This is a genomic window from bacterium, from assembly GCA_041648665.1.
Lineage (GTDB): Bacteria > UBA10199 > UBA10199 > 2-02-FULL-44-16 > JAAZCA01 > JAFGMW01.
Genome location: JBAZOP010000006.1, coordinates 1 through 16,521, shown reverse-complemented (window position 1 = coordinate 16,521; position 16,521 = coordinate 1). Strand labels below are relative to the sequence as shown.

The following is a 16,521-nucleotide window of genomic DNA, read 5'->3' as shown; positions in this document are numbered from 1 at the left end:
TCAGCTTTCCAGCGTCCAGTAGAACAGTTGCTTGCCCGGGACTTGGCTCATGTCCGCGAGCACCTTGAACGTCATCGGGATTCCTCCGAACTCAGCGGCAATCGAGATTGCCAGATCGCTCGCGCCCATCTTCTTTGCCCGGTAGGCGTAGAACTGTAGAGTTTTCCCGTCATTCAGGTAGTGCACGAAACGGAGCGGAGCCTCGTAGTCGGCCATCTTCCCGCCCGTCGCGATCTTGCTCACCGTGACGTTGCTCTTGTTGTACTCCACGATGACCGTTGCTCCGGTCGGGATAGTGCTCGCTGCGGTCCGTTTGATCGTCCCGACGCTCGACGTTCCCGTCCAGTCCGTGCCCTTCGTGTACTCGACGCTCAGGTCACTCTTGTGAACCTGTACCGTGCCCGTGACCCACGCGGCCTTGCTGACCGTCGCGGCCGTGGTGCCCGAGAGCTTGATGTTTTCACGGAAGCGAACCGTGGCGGTGGTGCTCGACTGATAGGCAGTCGTGTCGAGCGTCGTTGCGCTCGCGTCGCTGTTCGCCTGATCGTACAACCAGCGCATGCGCTTGAGGTTCAGATCAGCGATCACGATGTCCACCTCGCAACTCTCCTTGACCTTTTTGGAGAGCACGTCCACTCCCATCTCCTCGATGGCGCCCTGTACCGTTTCTTTCGTGTAACGGATCGTCACAGCACCACGAGTGAAGCCCAGGCGCTTGTCTCCCCAATAGACATTGCACGGCCCGATGGGGATTGTTTTTGCAGCAGCCTGACTCATGCCGATTCCCTCCTGTCATGAATCCTGTAGCCGTCCGTCCTGCCCCAACAGTTGAACTCCGCATCGTAAACATCGCTCACCCAACCGGTGTGCGAAATGTACGCCGTGCTATTCACCGTCTTTTGATGCAGAACGTATTTCACGCGGCGCGCGATCTGATCATACACCTCAGTCACTCCCCAACTCACGAGGAGCATCTGAACGTTGTTCAGTTCAAGTGCGCCGTCCGTTTCCTCGTCCTCGTTCGACCCCTCAAACCAGAACACCACCTCTGGCAGCGTCGGCTTTTTCGGGGGCACTTTGTAGAATATCTGGTACGGGTACGCGGTCGGAGTCCCGAGCAGAGTCAGCAGCGTTGTGTCTCCCTTGAGTAGATCGCGGATCGCTTCCTTGATGTCCGTCATCGCGGACCTCCTCCGAAATGCAACCCCTTCGAGAGAGCTATCAACGTGCGCCTTACCCCTTCTCCGATGATACCGAAGTTGCGTCGAGCGGTTTTCATGATCGCTGGCCTGAAAAACGGAAAGGCTCTGCGCCCCGCTCCTCCGAACTCAGTCAGCGCAGCCCACGGATTGAAAGCTCCGCCTCCGAACGTCGCGGCACTCTTCCTCCCCGTCTCGATGATCGCTGCGTAGTCCACTCGCGTGTCTCCCGCCACAACGGGCACCGTTATCGCAAGGTCACTGACTTGTGCGTTCTCGGCCCGCATACTGTTCACCAGATTTCCCGTGCGAGTGTAGAATCTCGGGTCACTGTGCTCTCGAACCGCCGCCGGAGATTCGGGTGGTCTCCGATGGTTTGCCTTCGCGTGCTCCACCACGTTGTTTCCCGCGATCTCCATGGTCAGAACGATCATCGGGTGGTTGAGACTCGCGAGCTTCTGTAGGTTCGATACCAGATTGCCCTTGACGTACTCGCCCTTCCACTCCGGCATTCAACTCCTCCTCCTCAAGATATTGCTCGACGGGGAGCACGTTGCCGTCTATCACGATCACGCGGTCACCTCTATCTCTCGCGGCAAGAAAGTGAGCGCGCGTCAACGGCGCCGGTATCGGTTTCTTCATGCCCTGCCCTCCACTCTTTTCGCCCAAAGGCGCTTGTGGTCCTCGTACGCGTCCACCCCGAGCACTTCGAGGTACCCGACCGTTCCTGAGAACGCGACGTGGTCCCCGACCTCGACCGTGGCGCTCGAAGCGCAGTACAGGTGGTGAGTCGCCTCAGCAACCCATCCCCTCGCGTCCTTGGTCATACCGGCTCGGATCGGCGTGGAGTGCATACGCGTGGATGTCACAGAGGTGGCGGTTTGCTTCGGAGGTATCAACTGGACCGCTCCCGACACGTGCCTGAATACCGGCCGCGTCACGGTCCCGTACGGCTCATCCGCGAGGATAGAGACCGTGTCGGAGATATAGCTCATCCGTCATCCCCGATCACCGTGGAGAAGTCCTCGCCGAATGCGCTGATATCGACATCGACCATGCTGACATCCTCCGTTGGAGTGTCCTTGAGAAGCTCGGTGTACATCTTGCGCATTTCCATGAGGTACTTGACCATCCCGGCCTTGTCCACGCTCTTGTCGCCGATCCGATAGCTGACCACCGAATCGGGAGAAGCCGCGATTGCGGCGAGCTTGGTATCAATCGCGTCGATGATTGTCTGTACGTCCACCGCCATCTCCCTTTGCGAAAGGAGCGGAGCCTCACGACTCCGCCCCGGTTCCCGTCTCTTCTATCTCAGCCAGCGCCGGTGGACTTGATGACGTAGCGGTTGGTCACCGCTCCGCACCCGCCCATGAAGCGAGCCTTCCACTGGTAGATCACGTCTCGCAGCCACTCCTGATCGCTGCCGGGGCGAGCCTGAGTGACCTCGGGAGCGAACACCTCGGTGTAGATGAACTGCTTGCGGAACGCTCCGATGAACCACGCGGTCGCGCTCACGATGCTGTTGACCCACGGGGAGGTGTAGGGCTGGTACTTGCCCTTGTAGATGTTGTCCCCGAGGCTCGAAGAGGCCAGCGTGCGGTCCTGCTGGAAGAGCTTCATGGCCGTGCTCGCCTTCCCGAGATTGGTCAGGATGGCATCGGGCACCACCTGAATGAACTCCCCGTTTTCGTCCTTTGCCGACGCCCACGCCACGAATGCAGCGTCAATGTCGGTTTCGTCGGAGAGTACATCGGTGATGTTGTTGTCGAACGTGGTGGCGCTGTACGGATCGGTGGAGGTGTCGGAATACAGAGCGGTCGATGTTCCGCCCGGCCTCCAAGCCGCGAGAACTCCCGAGGAGGTTTTCTCAAGGACAGCCTCCATGATGACCTGTTCTCGCTTGGCCTTCATCTTCTCGCCGATCAGCTGCGCCCGCGCGATCATCTGGCCCGTCTGGTCGAACTTCACCGCTTCCTCGGTCAGTCCGACGATGCGGCCAAACTTGCGGTTGTAGATTTTGTGGTGCTTTTCCTCAAAGCCGGTCTCTTCGTAGCTCAGGCCCTCGCCCACCTCGAAAAGCTCGCCCTCTGCGGTCATGCCCACGATGGTGTCGTCTTTCTGCGTGCTCGGAATCACCCGCACCAGCCTGTCGCCGATGCCGTATTCCAGCTGGTACGCATCCATGACGACCTTGTTGATCATCGTCCCGGTAATCTTCGGGAACATCGTGCTGTCAACGGCCTCCTTCAGTTCGGCATCGTTCTCGATCTTGCCTCTGAACAGGCCACCGGTGGAAGGAGAGAGCCGGGGACGGCCCATGGCCTCCCACAGCGCCCTCAAGGAGAACTCCTCCGGCTTCAGCTTCCCTTCGACGATGAGGTTGATGAGCTTGCGAGTGAATACAACCTCGCCTTCGCTCTCGTACAGTTCTCTCAGTCCCATATCCTCTCAACCTCTCCCTACGCACCCCAGGTGCCGGTGGACCGCCTGTTGATCTGCGCTGCCCACCTCGTCTGCCTGAACATGACCTTCACGGTGCTGCCGCTCGCGGCCATTCCTTCGGCCACGATTGCGACTGCGTTGGTCCCTGTAACCGCGATGTTGGTTGCGGTCTTTTTGCTCAGCGTCTGTTTCCCCGTGATCTTCAAGGCCTGTCCGAAAGCGAGCGCTGCGGTTGTCGTACCGCAGATGAACTCGAACACGCTGCCGAACATGATGATATTCACGGGCACCTTCGCGCCGCTTGCATCGGTCGCAGGGGAAGCTCCGCGCGCGACAGCGATCAGTCCGGTGCTGTCACCAGACACGCTTGCCGGCGTGATCTGCCCCGAGGTGTTGAGCTTGAGCATGTCACCTTCCTCGATTGCCACGGTGCCGCTCTTGGCGATGTATGCCTCGGCAACGGGTCCGCGAAGGTAACGCATCTTGTTTGCCATTCTCTCGATTCCCTCTCGTGATTCGCCCGACGCCTACGCGCCCCGGGCACTCTCGACAACGGCAGCGTGGTACTGATCGTCCGTCGCGCCATTGTCCTTTTTGCCACCAGCGGATTCATCGAGCTTCTGCTCATCGCCCATGTCCCGCACTCCCGCATTCGCCCCTTCGATGAGCGCTTTGCGATCGGTGAGGAGCGCCTTGACCTTTTCGTCGGTGTCGGCCGCTTCCAGTACCTCGCGGAACGTGGCGGTGATCATCTCTTCTTTGATCCCGCTTTCCTTGATCGCTGCGGTGATCTTCGCTTTCCTCGCCGCGATCTTTTCCTTCAACTCCGCCTCGTCAACCTTGGTCTTGAGGGTCTTGTTCTCCGATTCGAGCATGGCAATCCTGTCCTTCTGCTCCTTGTCGGTTTTCTGAGCCTCGACCACGGCGCGCGAATCGGCCTCCACCGCCTCGACGATGTCCGGCCGCGCTTCGCGCAACTCGGCAAGAGTCAGCTTTGTCAAATCCATTCCCGCTTCCTCCTCTTGCGTTTCTGTTCCCGCGTCACTGCGGGATTCGAACAGCGAGCGCGTACTCCCGGTCTCCGTCACCAGATCGGCGCTCTTGAGTCGGGTCAGCCGCTCCACCTGATCCATGCCCCGCTCCGGGTCCGCGACAACCGAACCGAAAGCATGCACGGAGAGGCCAACCTTGTCTGCCATCTGCTCCACGATTGGCTCGAACCACGGAGCGTGAGACGCGAGGTAGTGCAGATTGCTCCGCACGACCTTGTTCTCATCAAGCCGCGAGTCCTGCAAGTACCCGAGCAAGTCCCGCGTGCTCCTCACCCCGCCCCGAGTCTCCGAGCCTCTAACCTCGTGGTCGATGTATACCTTGGTTCCTTCGCTGAGCACGGTAGCGTCCTGTAGAGCCTGGTGACCGTAGTACCGGCCTCGCCCGCTCTCGCTCACGTTCACGCTTTCCGGGCGTAGCACCGCCACTCCCTTCACAACGTGCGCTTGCTTGTCGAGCGATACCCCCGCGAACTGCGCCACCCCCGCTGCCTCCGTGATCTCGGCAAAGGCAACCCCCTCCTCACGCTCCTCATCGCCGGGATTCGCGCTCTCGGCGTACTCCCCGATCTTGTAGCGCTTGAGCAACCCGTCGATTTTCCTCCTGATCTTCGAGGGCATGCTCATCGCCTTCCCGGACCTCGCGCCTCCGATGGCCGCTGCTACGGCCCGCAGAGCCGCGATGTTCACCTCGCCCGCCTGTCGATAGAGTCCCGTCTTGTCGTCGATACCGCCCGCACCCTCGCGATACGGCAGATGCCACGTGGCTTTCTTCTCTGGATCCTCTACCCACAAAAAGCAAGCAGCCGGAAGCTTGGACTTGTTCACCTCGCTCCACGGCCTCGTGGACTGCTCGACAAGCTCGGCGAGCTTGCCAGCAAAGACTCCGTTTTCGTCCATCCCTTCCCCCTCCCCTCTCCCGCGCTCAGTCCTCTGCTGACTCGACAGTCAGGTTCACGTACTTTCCGACCTCGAACGCTCCCCACGTCTCCTTGTCCTGCAAGACGATTTCGATTGACCCTCCCGAGTAGGAGGCATCCCAAAACAGTTGCGCGGAGGTGAGACTGACCGTGCGCGTGTTGGGGTTGTTCTGGCGAATCGACTGGACGTAAAACTTGGCCTTTGCCGTCTTCATTTTCCCTTCTCCTCTCTCAGAGAGCCAGCCCCGTCTCCGGGGCCGGTGCCGCTTCCTCTTTGACGACCGTGAAAACCGCCTCGACCGATCTGCCGACCTCGAACGTGATGAAGTCAGCCTTGTCGGTCAACCGCACTTCGAGCGCCTTTGGCATCCCGGGGAACTCGGTCTTGAGCGTGACGATGCGCGCTCCGTCATCAACCCTCACGCTCGCAACAAGGAAAGTGATTTTCACGGCAGGCCTCCCCCGCTTCGCGCGGATCAGAACCGCTTTTGCAGATGCCCGTTCGGGAGCGCCGCGATGCGCTCTCCGTACCCGACCAACCGGCCCATCCCGTCCTTCACCGGCTGTCCGTACTCGCCCTCTATCCACTTGAGCGCCGCACGAGTGAACCCGGCCACGAGAGCCGCGCGGTGAGTCGGCTCCTGCCGCGTGATGCCCTTGTCCAGAGCCGCCGCGTCGAGCTTCGAGACTCCGAAGCGATTGGCGAGATCAGCGCCGATCTCGACCGGGAGAGTGCCGCCCGAAAGCGAGAGCCGAGTCTCGATGTACGGCACCATCTCCTTTGTGATCTTCTCATCGCCGGGATTCACGCTATGCCGCGCGACCGATTCCGCCTTCAACTCGCTCACCCGCGCGTCGAGAGCGTTCTGCCTCACGATGCGCTCGCCTTCGGTCAGCGGACCTTTCCTCTTGGCCTTCGGAGCCTCCTGAACGACATCCTCCTCATCGTCTGCTTCCGGTGGTTGAACGTTTCCAGCCTTCGCCATACCTTTCTCCTCTTCTGATTCCTATGCCTTTGATTGTATCGCCAACGGCGATTGTGTCAACGCCATTTTCGTCACGCCGCCTCCGCCCCTCCGAGGCCAAGCGCTTGCAGATTGTAGACCACGACCAAGTAGCAGAGGCAGTGCGGGTGTCCTGAGTCGGGAGCCTCCCCCGCCGGATACACTCCCGCCCCCATCCCGTACAAGTCCTGAGCCGCGAGGGTGTCGCAGATATCGACCTTGGGGTGCGCAGCGCTCAACGTCCACCTCACTCCCGTCGCCCAACTCTTCTGTCTCGCGTACAGTTGTGTTGCCGTTCGGTAGGCTCGATTGCTCTCAGTCCTGAGAACGCGCTGAACGTTCTTGTAAGCGCTCCGATACACTCCGCGTCCCGGGGGATTCTGCTCGAAGAAAGACCGCCACGCCTTCGTTCTCATATCGACGTTCGGCATGAGCAGGAAGGATCGGATATGGGAGACGATTTCCGACCTCGACCGCGCGGAGGCCATCGACTGCGCGAGGTACCGCTGTATGCTTTTCAGCGTCGTGCGCTCCACCTCCCATATTCGCGGAGAAAGCTCGATCCCCGGGGTGCCCCCGTACAGCGACTGCACGGCCTCGCTCCACAACCTGTCGAATCCCATCGGAGTCCCGAGAGTCTTCACCGCAGCGGCCCTCCCGACCGCAGAGGTGGCCGTGGCGTAGAGCGTAGCCTCCCCGTCGCGGAGACCTTGCGACACAGAGCGGTTCAGATTCCTCGCGACGATGGCCTGAGTGCGCTGCGTGAGACGGATGATCTGCTCGTCAACTTGCTGCGATGCTTTGCGTAGGAAGGAACTGGCCGAGACATCATCTATCTCGTCAATCCTCCTCGCCAACTCCGCCGCCGCGCTCCGATACACTCTCAGCAACTCCCGCTCCGTCACTTCGAGAGCGGCAGTGTGATGGACCATCCCGCGTCGAGCGTACTCCTTCGCGATGCGGTCCGCTTGGACTTGGGTCACTGCTCCTCGCCCTCCAAATCGGTATTCATCTGCTTCTCGGCCTCGCGACTCTTGAGCAAGTCCTCATCGCCCTGCCCTTCCTCGCCGGTCGTCAAGTCCATCTCCTCGCGCTCCTGCTGGATGCGCTGCTTTTCGGTCTCGTTGTCGTACCCGAGCTTGGTTCTGGCCGTCTCATCGCTCACCCAATCGTTCGCTTTCTGAATATGCAACGCTTCGCTTTCCGTCTTCACGTCATGGTGAGTGATCTCGGGGAACGTAACATCACACTCCGTGGACACCGGCCTCCGCGTCTCCACGGTGGTCGGCTCTCCGTCGAGAGGCTCATCAACCGCAGGCTCTCCGTCAGCCTCTGCCGCTTCGCGGAGTCTCTTGACCGCCATGCGCGCCGCCTCCCGAGCTTCGAGCGAGGTGAGCATCGAGCCAACGGGAATCGTCTCTTGCACAATCTCGTACTCGGGAATCTCGCCGATAGTCATGCCGTACTTGATCACGCGCTCATACATCCGCTCGAACGCGCCCCTGAAGAAGTCCTGCCAATCGTAGAACTCCATGACGCCCGGCGACTCGGCCACCAGCGTCGAGGCATAGTTGGCGTTGCTCGCGTCGGCAGTCACCATAAACTCGGGAAGCCCGACGCCAGCGCTGATCGAGAGCAGCACAGACCGCCCATCATTCTGCGCGTCCGATGCTTGGAGATTCGGCGTGAGGAACTCGTACTTGACCCCTCGGCTCGCGGTCAGGATGTTCACCCCGTCCATGAGCTTCTGCATGTAGGAGCCATCGGGGTTGACCTTGCTGGCCGTCTTGGTTGCGGAAGCGATGTTGGCGACCTGTGTTGGAGTCCCATCGACGTTCTTCACCAGCCCGATTGCCGTGCGGAGCTTCGCGAGGGTCATGCGGTTCTGTAGCCAAGATCGGTAGTATGTGAAATCGGGCATGTCGATTTCGAGTATCGACCGCCCGCGCTTCACGTCGCTGTCCACGAGTATCTTTTCATGCTGGACCTCTTCGGCCGGTATGCGCTTCCCCTTATACCAATACGCAAGCACCGTCTCGACATCGTCGTTGTCCGTCTCGACTCCGCACGACACGTTCCCCACGGCTCCCGCGTTCTTGGCCGTGGTCGCGTCCGGCTCCGCCACCAGATCGGGATTCATGAAGCGCACGATGGGCACCCCGTCCTTGTCCTTGAAGTATCGGAGGAACACCTCACCGTCCCTGACCGTGCGACGGACAATCTCCCTCCGCCTCCGGTCCATCCCGTTCTTGCGCCAGAACGCTTTCCAATAGTCGGCCACCCGTCGGAGCTTGGCCTTGGGGGAAATGTTGAAACCTCGACCGGCGATGTACTTCTCGAAGAGTCGCACGATGCCGCGAGCGTGAGGGTTGCGATAGAAAAAGTTGACGGCCTGTGTGCGCATCGTTCCGTGGTCAGCGGAGTCGAGCGCTTTCAGATCGGAACTCCCCCCGATCTTCTGCCACCGATCCTCGTCAGGGTCTTTGAGCTTGTCGCGCGGGTCATACGCTTCGTGCAACGCGCCTTCGAGCACCCTCAAGACCTTGCGCTGGCTCTCGATCTGCTCGACCTCCCACAGCGCCCGCGCTCGCCTCGCTTTCAATCCCTCGAACATCTCGACCTCCTCCGCCCTTTCTGATTATGGGTCATCCCCAATGGTCCCGCTCAATCCATCTTCGCGTTCCTTCGGAAGCAGAGCGCGCAGCTCATCCCGAAGCGCAATGAACTCGGTGTGATCCTTCCCGCCGACGCGGATGGCCTCTGTTGCGAGGCCAATCAGCTTTTCGATTGTGGTGTCCGTTCGCTTTCTCACTATCCACATCGTGATCAACACAAAGCCAAACCCCATGAGCGCCATACCGACCGCTGCCAGCGCTATCATGGCGATCCCTCCTCGGAGAGCACGACCTCCGCGAATCCCGCATCCAGTTCCGCTTCCGTTTCGAGTATGCGGATGAAGTGCTCCATTGTGATCTGCTTCACGTCACCGTACCATCTGCCGCAGTTGTACACGAGCAGAGCCTTGAGCCACTTGCCGAGCCGCCGCGAATCCGCAGAGAGCTTCTGAGCCGAGAGCGATATGTTGAGCGCTGGCTCCGCAAGCTCGGCGACGCTGTAGCCCGGAAAGCTCCGCGTGTTCAACTGATAGTCGCCAACGTCAATCGAGCCGTCCGTGTTCACGTTCCGAGCGCGGGAGGTGAAATCGCTCTCCTCGCACCCGAGCGCGAAAAACCCGTTCAGCGGAATCCTCTGCGTCAACGCCGCCGCGATCACCAGCACCGTCTTGCTTCGGTCGCGCGTCTGTCGGTCATAGAAAGCAAAGAGGCTCTCCGTTTGACCGCTCCCGATCAATCGCAGCGCCTCCTCGTTGACCACCATCCCGCTCACGTTCATTCGGACGGTCGTTTCCGTTCCGTTCCCGAACGCGATACCGGATCCGAACAGCACCGCCCCGAGCGCCAACACCAACCCGAGTAGTACCACGATGAGCGCGGTGTACGCGAGGTGCTTCAAGCTCGACCTCCGCCGCTCCCCTCTCTCGCGCTCCCCTTCTCGGGATGCCTCTCGCATCTTCTGTTGGATGTCATCGGGCAAGTCCATCGTCTTCATCTTTTCTCTCCCTCATTATATCGTGTGTCGCTGTAGCGTCTACCGCTTCAAGGACCATCTCCGAAGCGAACACGCGCACCAGTCCACGGACATCGGCCGCCGCCGCGCGAAGCTCCCATGTCCTCCCCTTCGCGAAGTAGATGCCCTTGCTATGCTCCATCAGCTTCGACCACTGATCGCGATCCATCAGCTGAGAAGCGTTTGGCGGATCGTAATAGAAAGAGTCCCGAAGCTCCCACCCGCTCAACTGACTTGATCGCTCCATGGCACTTGCTCCCAATACCTCACCGCCGCCTTCGATATGTCGATCATCGTCTCCCGGCTCGCCCTCCCCCAAAGCCCGGCGCACGACAATCTCCCGTCTCGACTCCACGCCACGGTCATCAGGATCGGGACTTCATCGTCAGTCCCCATCTCTAACAGCTGTGAGGCTGCGTACGCCTGAACGTAAATCGCCATCTCCACGACCGGCGCCGCGTATGGCCTGTACGGTTTCTTGATCCAGCGCATCGCCCGCACGAACATCTGCACCGCGACGAAAGTGAGTAGATGCTGCACGCTCCGCTTGATCGACGTTCGAGACCGGACGTGATGCGCGATGATCCCGAACAGGCTCCGCCAGAACGGCCTCAGCGCCGTCTCTCCCTTCGGCTCGACGGGAACCACTCCGCCTTCCTCCGCCGCCGTCTCTTCTGTGTTCATGCTCCCGCCTTTCTGAGTAGGTACTCGGCTTTCTTCTTTTGCTCCGGGGTGATGTGCTTGTTGCCTTCGGCGCTGTCCTTGATGTGCTCAAGCTCGCCCTCGATAGCAGGCACCACAACGTGCTCGTCGATGAACTTCTCGATGTCCCTGTACCAGATTTCCCACCCGCACTTCTGGCACATCAGAGCCACCTCTCTGTGCGTTGCCGCGCGCGGATTTCCTTGACCACCGCGAGCACGAGCGGAGGTTGATCCATGATGCTTCGATGCGTGGCGATCTCCTCCGCACGGTTCATCGCCTCCACCAGCAACCGCCTCTCCACGAGGAAACACTCGCGGCAGTTCCCCGCCTTCGGAAAGCTCTTGCACTCCTCACACGTTGGCGCTCTCGCCATTGACAACCTCCTTTGCGTATAGTTCGACGGTATGGCTTACAACGTCGCGCATCAGCAGCCCCCGGGCCTTGCACGTCTCCTTGAGTACCATGATCGTACTCGCGGGGAGCCGAATGCTTGTCGCTGGCTTCCCTTCGGTCCTCGGGACATCCAGCCCTTCGATCAGGGGAATGTATGCGGTCACGGCATCGTTTACCAGAGCCTGTATTGTAGTGCCAGAGGATCGCGCGGCCATGCCCGCGACCTCGTTGGCCGAGACGGTGAGAGCCATCGAGCACATTGACCCTCGCCCCTCCATGTTCCTCAGCGTGCCCTTGCTCTTCACGCTTCGCAGCCGCTCCACCTGCCCCGCGTCCAGTTCGAGAGTCATGCCGTCCGGGTACGAGAGCCTCGACCGCCCGCCGGAAAGCTCCTCGATAACCCCCTTGATCGGCCTCATCTCCCGCCTCCCTCGATTAGCTCCGCCAGCCGCGAGGCTCCCGGCTCCTTCGCTATCGCGGCAAGGATGTTCTCGACGGTCCTCTCCACCTCCTTCTCATTGCCGACGATTGTCACGGTCGCCCGAGAGCGCCCCGCCTCTTCAAAGTCGCGCGCGTGGTTGATGCGAAAGGTCACAGAATCACCCCCCTCTGATCGCTTTTACTTCGCTGATCAAGTCCCTCAATCCGTTGAGCGCGTTGCACACCTTCTCTATCTCATCGCGCGTCAGCGGCCTCGCCTTGAAATCCTCGCTCGCCCCGACCGCCCACTGATTGGTCTGAGTGTTCAGCACGGGCACGTACCTCATCCCTCCCCCTCCTTTCCTCCGCCATTCGTCAGAACCTCGATGATCACCTCGCCCTTCACAACGTCAAAGCCCGCCTCCCACGTCAGGTTGTTCACCGATCCGCAACGCTTCATGTAGAAGTCCACCAGCCTCGACAGCGGCATCCGAAGGATGATCGAGCGAGAGCCGCCCCGTACCGCACCCTCTTCGCATTCCTCTCCCGCCATGTCAACTCTCCTCCTCTCCCGTGTACTTGTAGATCACGTCTCCCTTCCGATCCTTCCCGACCGGCACGACCATCCCGTTGAACATCTTGTATGGCGAGCGGAACTCGTTTGGGTTGTTCCAGAGGTGGCGCATGTAGTCCGCGAGAGAACAGTGGAGGTACTTCGCTTTCGCCTCGGAGGTGGCCTTGTTGAAGCCCTTCGCGTTCATCCACTGCACCGAACGCATGAAGCTCATGTGAGGCTCGATATCCGAGAATCGCACCCGCCCCTTCCTCTTCGCGATCAGGAGCGCTTCGGTGAACTGCCCTTTGCTCCACGGCACCCCTTCGGGCAGTCCGCAGCAGCTTCCCGTCGAGCACCGCTCCTTGAAGTCGGCATCGGAGACATAGAACCGCATCCCGACCTCCGCCGCCGCTTCCTCCATCTCCTGCACGTACTCTTCTTTCACAGCCCGATTGAGCCGCCAGTATCCCGAGCCGCGACTGTATCGCCCGTAGTACGCATACAGATCGAATCCCGCCACGTCGCTCATCTTCGAGTACTTCACCCGCGCTCCCCTCGCCCTTGTGTCGAGGCAGAGGAACTCCGTGGTAATGCTCTGTGCCCCTGCCGAGGCCGCAGACCGAATCAGCGCGCGCGCCGTCTTGTTACTGACGCCGATGATGTATGGGCGCAGCCGCAGCGTGACCGTTCCCTTGGTCGCCCTCGCCAGCTTCTCCATCGCCTTCAACCTCTCCTTCGGAGGATCCACTCCGCGTTCGATGATAGAGGCTGCGCGCGCGTCCGCCGTGATGATGGAAAACTTGACGTGCCAGTTGTCCCGCCCCTCGAAGAGTCCGAAGTACCGTGGGTCCCGCGTCCACCACGTTCCCTTTGTCGAGTAGCAGATGCCTTGGTTGACGCTCGCGAAAAACCGCATCAGTTCCAGCCCCACTCCGCGCTTCCTCTCGAACTCACAGAACGGATCGGCGAGTGATCCCCACTGGAACGCGAGACCTTCATCGAGGTACGGACCGAACTGCCTGACGGCGACGTTGTCCTTGCGCCGCTGCCAGATGTTCTTCACCTGATCGACGTTGACCTGTCGCACGATCTTGTTCTCATACGCGATCCGCGAGAGAGCTACAGACTTCTGGAATTGGGAGAAGCAGTACAGGCATCCAAACGAGCAGATCGAATATTGGTCAAAGGCCATCGGCAGAGAGCAGTCGGTCAACTCGTGCGACCAGCGCGGGGATTCGTACTGGCCGACGCTCACTCTGCTTTCGCCTTCGCTGGTTTCGCCGCCTTCGCTTTCTTCTCCGCTTCGAGCGCCCTTACGAGGCCGGGGCAGTTCTTGAACTCGAACACGACCACCTTCCCGTCCACCGTCACCCCAAGGAGCCGCGAGAGGAGCACGCGCTGCTTCTCCGTGGAGAACACGACGATGATGCGGTTGGCGAGCAGCGAGGTGTCCTCAAACTCCACGTCAGGAACCTCGGGAACGTTCTTTGCATCCTTCTCCGCCTCGCGGAGTATCTTCTGCACGTTCACGTCCGGGAGATTGATCAGCCCGTCCAGATCGCTCAGGTCAATCTCGCTCTCCCCGACGAAATCAATCACGCCGCCTTCGGTGATCCGCCCGTACGCGCTCACGATCAGGAGGAGCTTCTGCTTGGCCTCCTTGCGCGTCCTCGCCTCGATCACGTCCACGGGCAGCGGAGGAACCGTGTACCCCTCCTTCTCCAACTCGATCAGCGCCTTCATCCGCGAATGGCCGTCCATGATGTAGACCTTTCCGTGCTGATCGCGCCAGATGAAGATCGGAGCGCTGAATCCGTACTTGAGGATGCTCGCCTTGAGCCGCTCGATGTTGTCCCCGCTGATCTGTTTCAGCGTCGCCTGGAATGCGTTGAGCCTCGCCAGCGGGATTCGCGCCGCCCCCTTGCACTTGATCGCGATGCTCTTTCCCTCGCCGGGCCTCGCCTCTTGTGTCTCCGCCGTCTCCGCCTTCTTTCGTGCCATACCCTTCTCGCCCTCCCTTCCTCTCAAGTCTAAGCTCTCCCGCCCTTCCTCCGCAACAGCACCTCATCCTTCCTTCGAGGATTCGCGCGGAGGCACCACGCGTGCTTCTTGAGCACCCGAGCGCACATCGCCCCCGCCTTCTCGCGCCAGTATGTCCCGCCGCCCGTCACATGGTTCGCTTTCGCCGCAACGTCATCGTACCTGAGGATGGCCCCGAACGATCCGAGTACTTGGCAGCTGTACTCGAAATCCTCCTTGAGCCATTGATCGCTGTCGAATCGCAGACCGCACTCGATGATCCCCATCCACGTTCCCTCGCACAGCGCCCACGTCGAGGTTTTGCGATCCATGAAGTACGGATTCGCGACGGGATAAATGCCCCATAGTGGAGTGCCGATGCGAGCGGCCTCCTTGAATCCTCGTTCGGTGAACGAGATCACGTTGTCCAGCAACGAGAGCTTGCCCCCGCGTTCGAGCCTCACCACTTCCTTGATGTCATCGTCAAGCTGCACAATCTGGTCACGACCATCGTTCCAGTCGAGTATCGCGTTGCGATTCTCCGAGAGATTGCGCCCGGGACTGTAGATGATCCCGCGAACGTCGCCCGCGTAGCGCTCTTTGTAAGCTCCGTAGTCGGCCTCGCTCTGGACCGCGATCACGATCATGCTTCGAGGCACCCCGCTCTTCTTCAACCAAGCGAGAGTGCTCTGCTTCTCCGCGCGAAGATAGGATGGAATTGCATAGACTATCCCCATGCCAACACCGCCTTCGCGATTCGGTACGGCTCCCCGCCGTGGTACTCAGCGATCCTTCTCAGCGCTTCGATCTGTACCGGCCCCAAGCCATACTTCCCCGCGACTCTCATTTTCCCTTCAACGGAGTCGATCTCCCCGACACACGTCATACCGTCTCCGCCGTTGGTCGTCCAGTATCCGTACTCATACGCGACGCGGATGAACTCGAAGCCGGGCCGTAGGAAGGATCGGCAGATGTCCTGCACAACGCGGTGGTCTTGATGGGTGCTCGGCCCGGGGTAGATCAGTCGAGACGGTCGGTAGCGCTCGACCTCCGACTGCAAGAGCATGTGCAACTCCTCGATGCTCTCGTAGAATCGGCGATCAACGAAATGCTCTGCGCGCCCCTCCACTCCGAGCGCCTTCCAAATCTCCTTGCTGATCTCGGGAGCGTCTGTCCTCCCTCCGTTCGAGAGAAGGACAACGCGCCTTTCTCCGTAGTGGGTACAGGTCAAGAAGTGATACGCCCAAAGCACCTCATCGTCCGGGTGCGGAGCCACGATCATCGCCCCGATCCGCCTTGCCATCATCTGTCTCCCGTCTCTACCGCAACGGGCACGGTCCCGCCCTCTCCGACCCTCACCAGCACTCTGCCGCTCTCGGATGCCTCCGCCGCCGTCATCGCGATCCTCGACACTCCCGCTCTCCCCTCGGCCATGTCGCGCAGCTTCGCGATATCCGCCCCCGTGCGCGCCGCCTGTTCCTCCTCCGCTCTCCACTTCGCAATCACCGTCCTCTCGTGCGCCGTCAGGGGCCGCATCTTCTGGTACTGCACGAGTGCGAACCGCGCCAGATCATGCACCCCGTCGAATCCCTTCACGTGTGCGTAGTCTCGCGCCTCTTCGTACTGCGAATCCGCAAGCCCAAACTTCACCCGCCGCTCCCTCTTCATGTTGACCCTCCTTCCTTTCGCTCTCTCTCTTCTTTCCGCCTTCGCTCCGCGAGAGCCGCCTCCTTGATTGCCTCGCGGAGCTTGTCCTCTTGCCGATTGGCGTACGATGCGTAGCTGACAGACCGGATTACGACCGCGACCGCCGCGAGGACAACGATCACCGCGACGGCCACCCAATCCCCGAGGCTCCAATGCGCCAGTATCATCCGAATCGACCATATCACGCCGCTTTCCCTCCCTCTCCTCCGCCCGAGCGCCCCGGTACGCCCCGAAGCCGCCCCGCCCCACTTTGATACCACCTCAGGCCTCCGCATCGTGCCTTGACGTGCCTGCGTGGTCTCCCGCCCGATTTCCGCCCCCCTCCCGCTTTTCGACCTCCGAACCCACCTCGAAATCGTCGAAAAGACCTTGCTCCCCGCCCCCGGACGCGATCCGCCCCGCTTCCCCGTCCGATTCCCCCACCTCTCCGCCCCGCATCGCGCCTTGAGGCTCCTCGGTGGTCCCCGTGCCCAAAACCTC

General features: G+C 60.7%; 30 protein-coding genes. All 30 read right to left on the bottom strand.

Annotation, left to right across the window (positions count from 1 at the left end; translation table 11 throughout):
- Nucleotides 1-777 (bottom strand): hypothetical protein, encoded by a 777-nt coding sequence (locus WC683_03985; protein ID MFA4971746.1) that lies wholly within the window; start codon nt 775-777, stop codon nt 1-3.
- Nucleotides 774-1,181 carry a hypothetical protein gene (locus WC683_03980; protein ID MFA4971745.1) on the bottom strand — a complete coding sequence of 136 codons (408 nt, stop codon included), beginning with the start codon at nt 1,179-1,181 and terminating at the stop codon, nt 774-776. The genes WC683_03985 and WC683_03980 overlap by 4 nt, the downstream gene beginning before the upstream one ends.
- Nucleotides 1,178-1,711, bottom strand: coding sequence for a hypothetical protein (locus WC683_03975; protein ID MFA4971744.1), 534 nt, complete (start codon nt 1,709-1,711; stop codon nt 1,178-1,180). The genes WC683_03980 and WC683_03975 overlap by 4 nt, the downstream gene beginning before the upstream one ends.
- A 126-nt stretch (nt 1,712-1,837) precedes the next feature.
- Nucleotides 1,838-2,194, bottom strand: coding sequence for a hypothetical protein (locus WC683_03970; protein ID MFA4971743.1), 357 nt, complete (start codon nt 2,192-2,194; stop codon nt 1,838-1,840).
- Nucleotides 2,191-2,445 carry a hypothetical protein gene (locus tag WC683_03965; protein ID MFA4971742.1) on the bottom strand — a complete coding sequence of 85 codons (255 nt, stop codon included), beginning with the start codon at nt 2,443-2,445 and terminating at the stop codon, nt 2,191-2,193. Before WC683_03965 ends, WC683_03970 begins: the two co-directional genes overlap by 4 nt.
- 65 nt (nt 2,446-2,510) lie before the next feature.
- A complete protein-coding gene (locus WC683_03960; GenBank protein MFA4971741.1) occupies nt 2,511-3,641 on the bottom strand; it encodes a hypothetical protein in 1,131 nt (376 codons plus the stop codon).
- A gap of 17 nt (nt 3,642-3,658) precedes the next feature.
- Entirely contained in the window at nt 3,659-4,135 is a 477-nt protein-coding gene (locus tag WC683_03955; GenBank protein ID MFA4971740.1) for a hypothetical protein, read from the bottom strand.
- A 33-nt stretch (nt 4,136-4,168) separates the two neighbouring features.
- Complete coding sequence (locus tag WC683_03950) at nt 4,169-5,590, bottom strand: hypothetical protein (protein MFA4971739.1); 1,422 nt, start codon at nt 5,588-5,590, stop codon at nt 4,169-4,171.
- 25 nt (nt 5,591-5,615) lie between these two features.
- Entirely contained in the window at nt 5,616-5,825 is a 210-nt protein-coding gene (locus WC683_03945) for a hypothetical protein (protein ID MFA4971738.1), read from the bottom strand.
- Nucleotides 5,826-5,841: 16 nt separating this feature from the next.
- On the bottom strand, nt 5,842-6,060 hold the full coding sequence (locus WC683_03940; GenBank protein ID MFA4971737.1) for a hypothetical protein: 219 nt from the start codon (nt 6,058-6,060) through the stop codon (nt 5,842-5,844).
- A 26-nt stretch (nt 6,061-6,086) separates the two neighbouring features.
- Entirely contained in the window at nt 6,087-6,596 is a 510-nt protein-coding gene (locus WC683_03935) for a hypothetical protein (protein ID MFA4971736.1), read from the bottom strand.
- Nucleotides 6,597-6,667: 71 nt separating this feature from the next.
- Nucleotides 6,668-7,597: a hypothetical protein gene (locus WC683_03930; GenBank protein ID MFA4971735.1), complete on the bottom strand. Its 930-nt coding sequence runs from the start codon at nt 7,595-7,597 to the stop codon at nt 6,668-6,670.
- The gene (locus WC683_03925) at nt 7,594-9,228 is read right to left on the bottom strand and encodes a phage portal protein (protein ID MFA4971734.1); all 1,635 of its coding nucleotides are present in this window, start codon (nt 9,226-9,228) and stop codon (nt 7,594-7,596) included. The genes WC683_03930 and WC683_03925 overlap by 4 nt, the downstream gene beginning before the upstream one ends.
- 24 nt (nt 9,229-9,252) lie before the next feature.
- A complete protein-coding gene (locus WC683_03920; GenBank protein ID MFA4971733.1) occupies nt 9,253-9,495 on the bottom strand; it encodes a hypothetical protein in 243 nt (80 codons plus the stop codon).
- Entirely contained in the window at nt 9,492-10,223 is a 732-nt protein-coding gene (locus WC683_03915; protein ID MFA4971732.1) for a transglycosylase SLT domain-containing protein, read from the bottom strand. The genes WC683_03920 and WC683_03915 overlap by 4 nt, the downstream gene beginning before the upstream one ends.
- The gene (locus WC683_03910; GenBank protein ID MFA4971731.1) at nt 10,198-10,488 is read right to left on the bottom strand and encodes a hypothetical protein; all 291 of its coding nucleotides are present in this window, start codon (nt 10,486-10,488) and stop codon (nt 10,198-10,200) included. The genes WC683_03915 and WC683_03910 overlap by 26 nt, the downstream gene beginning before the upstream one ends.
- Nucleotides 10,467-10,925 (bottom strand): hypothetical protein, encoded by a 459-nt coding sequence (locus WC683_03905; protein ID MFA4971730.1) that lies wholly within the window; start codon nt 10,923-10,925, stop codon nt 10,467-10,469. Before WC683_03905 ends, WC683_03910 begins: the two co-directional genes overlap by 22 nt.
- Entirely contained in the window at nt 10,922-11,107 is a 186-nt protein-coding gene (locus tag WC683_03900; GenBank protein MFA4971729.1) for a hypothetical protein, read from the bottom strand. Before WC683_03900 ends, WC683_03905 begins: the two co-directional genes overlap by 4 nt.
- On the bottom strand, nt 11,107-11,319 hold the full coding sequence (locus WC683_03895; protein MFA4971728.1) for a hypothetical protein: 213 nt from the start codon (nt 11,317-11,319) through the stop codon (nt 11,107-11,109). Before WC683_03895 ends, WC683_03900 begins: the two co-directional genes overlap by 1 nt.
- On the bottom strand, nt 11,297-11,758 hold the full coding sequence (locus WC683_03890) for a hypothetical protein (protein ID MFA4971727.1): 462 nt from the start codon (nt 11,756-11,758) through the stop codon (nt 11,297-11,299). Before WC683_03890 ends, WC683_03895 begins: the two co-directional genes overlap by 23 nt.
- Nucleotides 11,755-11,934 carry a hypothetical protein gene (locus WC683_03885; protein MFA4971726.1) on the bottom strand — a complete coding sequence of 60 codons (180 nt, stop codon included), beginning with the start codon at nt 11,932-11,934 and terminating at the stop codon, nt 11,755-11,757. Before WC683_03885 ends, WC683_03890 begins: the two co-directional genes overlap by 4 nt.
- Before the next feature lie 4 nt (nt 11,935-11,938).
- A complete protein-coding gene (locus tag WC683_03880) occupies nt 11,939-12,106 on the bottom strand; it encodes a hypothetical protein (protein MFA4971725.1) in 168 nt (55 codons plus the stop codon).
- On the bottom strand, nt 12,103-12,312 hold the full coding sequence (locus tag WC683_03875) for a hypothetical protein (protein ID MFA4971724.1): 210 nt from the start codon (nt 12,310-12,312) through the stop codon (nt 12,103-12,105). Before WC683_03875 ends, WC683_03880 begins: the two co-directional genes overlap by 4 nt.
- Before the next feature lies 1 nt (nt 12,313).
- On the bottom strand, nt 12,314-13,570 hold the full coding sequence (locus tag WC683_03870; GenBank protein MFA4971723.1) for a hypothetical protein: 1,257 nt from the start codon (nt 13,568-13,570) through the stop codon (nt 12,314-12,316).
- Nucleotides 13,567-14,316 carry a ParB N-terminal domain-containing protein gene (locus tag WC683_03865; protein ID MFA4971722.1) on the bottom strand — a complete coding sequence of 250 codons (750 nt, stop codon included), beginning with the start codon at nt 14,314-14,316 and terminating at the stop codon, nt 13,567-13,569. The genes WC683_03870 and WC683_03865 overlap by 4 nt, the downstream gene beginning before the upstream one ends.
- Nucleotides 14,317-14,345: 29 nt before the next feature.
- On the bottom strand, nt 14,346-15,071 hold the full coding sequence (locus tag WC683_03860; protein MFA4971721.1) for a hypothetical protein: 726 nt from the start codon (nt 15,069-15,071) through the stop codon (nt 14,346-14,348).
- The gene (locus WC683_03855; protein ID MFA4971720.1) at nt 15,062-15,637 is read right to left on the bottom strand and encodes a PIG-L family deacetylase; all 576 of its coding nucleotides are present in this window, start codon (nt 15,635-15,637) and stop codon (nt 15,062-15,064) included. Before WC683_03855 ends, WC683_03860 begins: the two co-directional genes overlap by 10 nt.
- Nucleotides 15,637-16,002: a hypothetical protein gene (locus tag WC683_03850; GenBank protein ID MFA4971719.1), complete on the bottom strand. Its 366-nt coding sequence runs from the start codon at nt 16,000-16,002 to the stop codon at nt 15,637-15,639. Before WC683_03850 ends, WC683_03855 begins: the two co-directional genes overlap by 1 nt.
- Complete coding sequence (locus WC683_03845) at nt 15,999-16,301, bottom strand: hypothetical protein (protein MFA4971718.1); 303 nt, start codon at nt 16,299-16,301, stop codon at nt 15,999-16,001. Before WC683_03845 ends, WC683_03850 begins: the two co-directional genes overlap by 4 nt.
- A gap of 1 nt (nt 16,302) precedes the next feature.
- The coding region (locus WC683_03840) for a hypothetical protein (protein ID MFA4971717.1) at nt 16,303-16,521 on the bottom strand (219 nt) is incomplete at its 5' end.